Here is an 8,300-nt window from a genome sequence, read left to right on the forward strand (position 1 = left end):
TGTCCGATTGAAATATGGTCTCTATGTTGGTCACCTGTCAAAATGGTCTGTCTTTGTGCTTTTGTTTAAATTTCAGGTCGGTCGTTTGTCGTTTGCACGGTCGTCCTACCATTGGCTATAACGTTTCGCTACCTTCCAATTTATATCTTCTACCCAACCAACGGTATGCAAATATGTGCACTTTTTATTAAAACAAAAACAAAAAACTATATTAATTTATTTGCAATAAATAGTCAAAAGGCTATGTACTAAAAAACATGAGCTATCTACCTAAATTCAAGCCAATAGCTCTTAATTTAGTTGCACTTACCTGATTCTTAGCTAAGTTGCAATTGAAAAAAATGCCCGGACAGGATTGCAACAGTCCAACTTTGCACTTCAGCCATCGGGTAGGGATAGCAGTGGAAAGCCCACAGCCACCCGTGGCGCTAGCCCGGGCGGCGAGGACTTGGAACGAATAGCCCGACCATGAGCCTTGACCAACTATGCATCAACCCACCCTCCCTGCTGCGAATGGGACCCGCCAAATAAAAAAAAAGGGAAACTTTCGTCTCCCTAATTTTTCCTCTGAATAAGTGCTTTATTCAATGGCTAGTAATTTCCTGGCCTTGGGCATTACCCAAGCCTTGAACTGTGCCGCCAATAAATACATCACCGGAACTAATATCAAGGTGAGGAAGGTGGCAAATGCTAAACCGAATATCATGGTCCAACACAAAGGTCCCCAAAAGGCAACACTGTCGCCCCCTAAGAAAATATGTGGATTGAACTCGGTAAACAAAGTCACAAAGTCTATGTTTAATCCAACTGCCAATGGAATTAATCCTAAAATGGTGGCTGTAGCAGTTAATAATACCGGCGTCATACGGGTTTTTCCGGCCTCAATAATGGCAGGTTTTAACTCGTAACCCTGAGACATCAGGTGGTCGGTGAATTCAACCAACAATATTCCATTTCGAACTACAATACCGGCCAAGGCCACAATTCCAACACCGGTCATGAGGATGGAAATGTCCATACCAAAGATGGCAAAACCAAGCAATACACCAATAATGGATAAGAAAATTTCGGAAATAATTAAGACCATTTTGCTCAAACTGTTGAACTGGGTAACCAGGGTAATAACAATAATGGCAATGGAAATTAATAAGGCCTGGAATAGGAATCCGGCGGTTTCTTGCTGCTGCTCCTGCTCACCGGTCATGGAAACGGTAACGTCGGGAGGCAGTTGGTAATTGTCAATGGCTGCCTGCACCGCAGCTACAACCTCGTTGGGGTTGGCATTGGCTAAAACATTGCTGCCCAAAGTAATTACCCGTTTTTGGTTTTTACGACGTATGCTACCATAACTGTTTTCGTATTTTACAGAAGCCACTGACGAAAGCGGAATTTGACGAATCATACCTCCCATGTTGAAATCGCGGTAGGTGATTTTTAATTGCATCAAACGGTCAATGTTATCGCGTTGGTCTTTTTGGTAACGAACCATAATGGGGTACTCATCGTTGTTGTCTTTGAATTTTGAAACCTCTTTACCATAAATGGCATTTCGAAGTTCACCACCAATTTGGGCAGTACTGATTCCCTCCCGGTTGGCACGTTCCCGATCAATAACAACTACCATTTCCGGTTTTTTATCCTCCAAATCGGTTTTCAATTCTTCCACACCGGAGATTTTTAAACTATCCAGGTATTTTTTCAAGGATTTGGAGGTTTTGATTAACTGAACGAAATCATCACCGGAAATTTCAATGCTAACCGGTTTACCTACCGGTGGACCATTGCGCTCCTGGTCAACGGTAATTTCAGCACCCGGAATACCTTTTACCGCTTCCCTGATTTTATCAAGGTAAACGGCTGTGCTTTGTCCATTTCGTTTGGCAAATTCCACAAAGGCAACCGAAACTTTACCCTTTTGTGGTGCAGTAGAACGGTCGTTGTCCTGAGGGTCGGTGGCTCCAATGGCTACGTTACTGATGATGCTTTCAACCATGGGGTTGGTATCGCCAACTACTTTGTAAACCCTTTCTTCAACAAGTTGGGTAATGCTGTCGGTATAGGCTACGTCGGTACCAATAGGCAAATTGACATAAACATATATGAAGTTGGGATCAGCCTTTGGAAAGAAAACCACTTTGGGTTGACGAACCACGGTAATCACCACTGAAAAGATCAATAGGAAAATGGTGAAAACCATCAAGAAAACCGGATGCCAGCCTCTTAATGCCCATCCCACAAAGTTTTCGTAAGCGTTTTGGAATTTTGGCCAAAGTACATTTTGGAATTTGGTAATGATTCCGGTTAATACGTATTTATTCAAAAGGAACAACAAATACATAGTTACAGCAAAGTTTCCTCCACCAAAGGATCCTTTTAGATACAATCCTCCAGCTACCAATCCGAAGAAAATGGTGGTAACCAGGAAGCTTTTTCTGCGACGATCTTTTTCTTGTGCATCATGCTCATGGTCTTCGGTATGAGGCTTCATAAACAAAACAGCAAAAACCGGGTTAATGGTATAAGCTACAATTAAAGAGGCCACAAGGGTAATGATGAGGGTTACCGGAAGGAAGAACATGAATTTACCCATAATTCCACCCCAAAAGGCCAAAGGAATAAAGGGGGCCAGGGTAGTAAAGGTTCCGGAAAGGACGGGAAGGAAAACTTCACCCGTGGCATGTTTTGCTGCCCACACAATATCGTTTTTACCATTTTCGAATAAGCGGTGGGTGTTTTCAATTACCACAATGGCATCGTCAACCACAATTCCCAAAGCCAAAAGGAATGAAAACAGAACCATCATGTTCATGGTAAAACCAATAGACGGTAACACCATAAAGGCTAAACACATACTTAAGGGTACACTCATGGCTACGAATATGGCATTGGTTGTTCCCATGAAGAACATCAATACCAAAGTTACCAGAATGAAACCAATAATAATGGTGTTGATAAGGTCGTGAAGGGTGATACGGGTGCGGTTGCTTTGATCACCTGTAACGGTAATTTTCAGGTCCTTTGGAAAGTGATTGGTTTCTAGGTCTTTTAGGATTTCCTGAATTTTATCGGATGCTTCGATCAGGTTTTCGCCGCTACGTTTTACCACATTTAGGGTGATAACGTTTTTATGGGCTAAGCGGGCGTAACTTTCTTTTTCTTTAAAACCATCTTTTACCTCAGCAATATCTTTCAAATAGATGGTGGCACCACTCATGCTTCGTAGGGTAATGTTTGCGATGTCTTCCACACTTTTGAAATCACCTTTCACTGAAATGGAACGAGTGGCTCCATTGTCTTTGATATTACCACCTGAAATGGTCATGTTTTCATAGGCGATGGCCATTTCCAGGTCGCGCAAGGTGATATTGGCTGCCTCCATTTTGTTTTTGTCGACGTTGATTTGGATTTCACGGTCCAAGGCTCCGACAATATCTACCCGGGTGATCTCTTTCATACTTTCTACCCGATCTTGTATCAATTCGGCATACTCTTTCAGTTTTTTCAAATCAAAATCGCCGGAAATATTGATATACATAATGGGCATTTCGGAGAAGTCCACTTCCATTACGCTGGGCTCTTTCGGAAGGTCGGTAGGTAATTCGGGACGAGCTTTATCCACAGCGTCCTTAACTTTTTGTTTTGCTTCGGCCACCGACATATCGGTATTAAATTCCACCATTACCATGCAGTAATCTTGAATGCTGGTGCTGGTCAGTTTTTTTACCCCGGAGATGGATTTTATTTCTTTCTCAATGGGTTTACTTACCAGGTTTTCGATATCGGATGGACTGGCTCCCGGATAGATGGTGCTAACGTATATGGTAGGAACAACTATTTCAGGAAAATTCTCTTTTGGAAGTTTGATGTAGGAGAAAATTCCGTACAAAGTCACCAGGATGGAAATAACAAACACCGAAGTGCGATTATCTATACTCCAACTGCTGAGGAAGAACTCCTTTAGTGGGTTATCTTTCATTTAAAATCGGTTTAAAATCAATTAATAGAGAAGGGGAGAGGGCTTATTTTATAGAAAGCACATCACCAATGTTTACGTTTTGGTAACCGATGGTAATGAGTCGGTCACCGGTTTTTAATCCGCTGGTTACTTCAGTAGCTCCGTTGTAGCTGTTACCAAGGGTTACCACTCTTTTAGCTGCCACCCATTTTCCATCTTTTTGTTCAGCTACCAACACATACATTCCATCCTCAGCATTTTGAACCAATCGAATGGGAACCACAATGGCTTTATCATTTTTGTAGTCTGCCACTTTAAGAATTGCTACAGAGTTAGGACGGTAATCGGAATTACCTGATTTTAGAGGAACTTCTACAAAGAAGGTACGAGTCATTGGGTTAATAACTTTAGAGGCATAGTTTACAACGCCGGTGGTGCTGTCTTGGCTATCCGGGAAAATGACACTTACGGTATTTCCTTTTCTAACTTTAGAGGCGTTGATTTCAGCTACTTCTGCTTTTGCTTTCAGGTTGCTGAAGTTTACTACACGGAAGGAAGGAACTCCTGGAGCAGCCGGTTGTCCCACTTTTGCATACACTTCGTCAATAACCCCTGTAATTGGAGATTTTATGTAGGCCATGTCCAACTGTTCGTTGAGTGTAGCCAATTTTTTCTCCAAGGCTTCTTTGTTGGTTTTAGCAGTAAGGTATTGGATTTCAGAGCCGATTTTTTGATTCCACAAGGCTTGCTGGCGGTTAAATACATCGGTTACGAAATTTAATTGGAGTTTTAATTCTTCAATACCTTTTACGATGGCTTCTTTGTCTAATTCGGCTAGAATTTGTCCGGCTTTAACATCCTTACCAACTTCTGCATTGATTTTTACGACAGTTCCGGGCATTTTAGAAGTAACAGTAATGTTTTCGTCCGCTTCCACTTTGCCCTGAATTTCGATATAGTGGGTAAAATGGGAGTAGCTAACCTCAGAGGCAACTACATCGCGTGATTTCTCTTCATTACCTTTTCCTTCTTTGGCTAATTCTGTTTCTAGTTTTCGGATTTCGGTATTGATTTCAGCTTGCTGTTTCTTCAGTTCTTCCAAACGGGCTGATTTATCAGTCGGTTCGTTTTTGCCACATGCAGCAAGGAAAAGAACACTTGAAAGTATAATGAGTCGTTTCATTTGAATTGATTTATGGAGTTTTAAGATGTTGTGTTTGATTAATAGTTACCTAAAAGGCGATCGATTTTGGCTTTGGCGATAAGTTGGTTCATTAAAGCTTGGAAATATGCACCTTGAACAGAAACCAACTGGTTTTCTGCTTGAGTTATTTCCATGCTACTTCCTACTCCTTCTTTAAATTTGATTAATGCTTTGTCACGAACTTTTTTAGAAAGTTCGAGGCTTTTTTCTTCATTTTTTAATTGGTTACTGGCTGCGATGAAATCAGTTTTGGCAGTTTGCAATTGCAAGTTCATCCCTTGCTCCAATTGATCCATGGTGTTTTGAGTTTTGACAGCATCTAACCTTGCTTTTTTAATTCCTGCATCTTTCATAAAACCATCAAAAATGGGAACAGATATATTAAAACCCCAGTTAACAGATGGAAACCAAGAATCTTCTTTAAACCAATTAAAGGTACTTGTAGGTTGATTATAACCTGCACTACCAAAAACTCTAGCAGAAGGTAAATAACCCATTTTAATCCTTTTAACATTTAGTAATTGTAGATCTCTAGATTTACCAAGCAACAAATATTCAATAGAATTTTTGGGATCAAGACTTGGATTTAATAATCCCGGACTATTGGCAAGGTCAGCAATTATGTCAATATTATCCGTTAATTCTATTGGATCTTTAACACTCATGCCCATTTGAAATTTTAACAACCCTTTAGCATTCTCAATATTGGCTTTTGTTTTCTCAATTTGGTTTTTAAGATTGGATACCAAAATGGTAAATTGATCAACATCAGTTTCTTCGGCAAAACCACCTTTTAAAAACGCTTGGGATTCTAATTGGGCTTTTTCAAGATTAATTAAGCTTTGCTCCAATAGTTTTTGAGTTTCCTGAACAATTAAAACGGTGTAATAAGCTTGTGTGACATTGTCCTTAACATCCAATTCTGATTTCTTTTGTCCATCTTTGGTTAATTGAACCAAGGCTTTGGCAGCTTGTAATCCAACAAAAAAGCTTCCATCGAAAACTAATTGGGAGCCCGAAGCATTTACTTGAGAATTGTATTTGGTGTTAAATTTTACTTTCAAAGGTTCGGGAGAACCAAAAAAACCGCCAGCAGGAATAACCGAAGTTGGAATAACAAGGAAGTCGGTAAAGGTGGCTTCCCCATTTATTTGCGGCAATCCAATAGCTGTATACTCTCTAACTTGTTGCTCTGCCTGACTAATATTGTATTTGACTTCTTTTACCGCGTAGGCATTTTCGGCGGCATAAGCCTGTGCTTCTTTTAAACTGAAGCTCGTTTTCTTGGGTATACTGTCCTGGTTGCTTGCCAAAAGTGTTTGCGCACCAAACAGTATAAAAAGTGGAATGTACTTATTCATGTACTATTTGTTTATGGATTCTATTTTGGATACTAAATATTGATTGCCTTTTAAGCTGGCAATTCCACGTATGTGGTAATACAACATTTCATTGTAAACTTCTACAAATGAAAATTGAGGTGCCGGAAATATCTCCGAATCGAAACATAAATCCATACGGGCAATGTAAATCCTTGCCAATACGTCCGGATTGATGTTTTGTCGATAATAACCGGTGCGAATACCTTTTTCAAGGTTGGCTTTCACCGTCTTTAAAGCAAAATCAACCTTGTGATCATTGTAAACTTTCCAAACCTCCGGGTAATACCTCATTAACTCAATGTGAATCGAAGGATGAATCATTTTTAATTGCTCCACAATGTATTTGCTGTTTTCAAAAAGCTCATCGATAGGGTTTTCGATTTGCTCATGCACCCGGTTAAAATAGGCCGAATCGTTCTTTACCATGGTTTGCATGATTTTCATTAATAAATCACTCTTGTCCTCCACGAAATTGTAAAGCGTCTTTTTCGACATCCCCAATTCCCGGGCAATATCATCCATGGTAATGTTCCGAATGCCCTTATGCATAAAGAGTTTGCGGGCACGTTCTAATATAAGTTCTAACTTTTCTTCCATGATATTGAATGGGCAAAAGTAAAAACGCAATACACTTAGGAAACTCTATAAAATGTTAAAGTTTCCCAGGTTTTTTATAATACGCTGATTTTCAGCAGGTAAAAAATTCAATTTCTTTGAAATTTCGATAAACTGATAGTCGTCATGTTAAAACAAACCAAGCTTCAAAAAAAAATAATAGGTTTGCACCAAGTCCAACATTCGAAATGAAATCAACCCATAACTCCATCGAATCTTATCTCGAAAGTCTAACTCCGGAACGACAATCAGCCCTTAATAATCTTCGAACTGTATTGAAATCTAATCTGCCTTCCGGTTTTAGCGAAGAACTTTCCTATGGCATGATTGGCTTTGTGGTTCCTCATTCCATCTATCCTAAAGGTTACCACTGCGATACCAAATTGCCCCTTCCATTTATTAACATCGCGTCTCAAAAGAACTTTGTAGCACTTTATCACATGGGTTTATATGCCGATGCTTCCTTGTTGGATTGGTTTATGTCTGAATTTCCTAAACATAGTAAAGCCAAATTGGATATGGGTAAATCTTGCATTCGCTTTAAGAAAATGGAGGAAATTCCTTTGGAACTTATCGGACAATTGGCACAAAAAATGTCAACCGATCAATGGATTTCTAAGTATGAATCCATGCTTTCTTCCTCTAAATCAGCAAAATAAGTTCTGCTGAGAAATGATTAAACCGTTATTGCCCTTTGACTTAAGTATACCATTACGATTATCCCATTCCGGGATTTTTGTTGAATTTCCATGATTTCCTTGTATCGGCTTTATTACCGGTATTTTTCAAACTAAGAAGCAATTAAGCGGTGGCTTGAAAGTTTTCTCCCTTGCAAAAGCCTGCTAGATTTGCGCAATTCTAAAACCGACCATAGTAAATCGATGAATGGAGATATACAACAGGATAATTGAAATAATTGATGCTAATCTGATATCTTGTCTGATTCGCATAATAAGGTTTATTAATTGCGATTCCTACATTGGGATTTTTTGAAATGGCTAAAAAAATGAAAACTGTGCATAACATATAAGGGCTTAACCGAAGTGAAGCGCAGCGGAATTTCGGCTTAAGCCTGTGTTGACAGAAGCGTGTCTAGTTTTAAAATACTATGGGGATTCTAATTTTTGCCGTTAGTTTTCCGAGA

The 8,300-nt window shown here is 39.6% G+C and carries 5 protein-coding genes; 1 reads left to right on the top strand and 4 read right to left on the bottom strand.

Annotation, left to right across the window (positions count from 1 at the left end):
- Positions 1–580 precede the first annotated feature (580 nt).
- From K1X82_13865 to K1X82_13880, 4 genes are read right to left on the bottom strand one after another with little or no spacing between them, the layout of a single operon-like run.
- Positions 581–3,976, bottom strand: a complete 3,396-nt coding sequence (locus K1X82_13865; GenBank protein MBX7183192.1) for an efflux RND transporter permease subunit — start codon at positions 3,974–3,976, stop codon at positions 581–583.
- Between the two features lie 43 nt (positions 3,977–4,019).
- Positions 4,020–5,138: an efflux RND transporter periplasmic adaptor subunit gene (locus K1X82_13870; protein MBX7183193.1), complete on the bottom strand. Its 1,119-nt coding sequence runs from the start codon at positions 5,136–5,138 to the stop codon at positions 4,020–4,022.
- A gap of 38 nt (positions 5,139–5,176) precedes the next feature.
- Positions 5,177–6,520 (bottom strand): TolC family protein, encoded by a 1,344-nt coding sequence (locus K1X82_13875; protein ID MBX7183194.1) that lies wholly within the window; start codon positions 6,518–6,520, stop codon positions 5,177–5,179.
- A 3-nt stretch (positions 6,521–6,523) separates the two neighbouring features.
- A complete protein-coding gene (locus tag K1X82_13880) occupies positions 6,524–7,138 on the bottom strand; it encodes a TetR/AcrR family transcriptional regulator (GenBank protein MBX7183195.1) in 615 nt (204 codons plus the stop codon).
- A gap of 206 nt (positions 7,139–7,344) precedes the next feature.
- Between K1X82_13880 and K1X82_13885 the strand changes: the two genes are divergently transcribed.
- Entirely contained in the window at positions 7,345–7,815 is a 471-nt protein-coding gene (locus tag K1X82_13885) for a DUF1801 domain-containing protein (GenBank protein ID MBX7183196.1), read from the top strand.
- The last annotated feature ends 485 nt before the right edge of the window (positions 7,816–8,300 follow it).

The sequence above is a fragment of the Bacteroidia bacterium genome, from assembly GCA_019695265.1.
Lineage (GTDB): Bacteria > Bacteroidota > Bacteroidia > JAIBAJ01 > JAIBAJ01 > JAIBAJ01.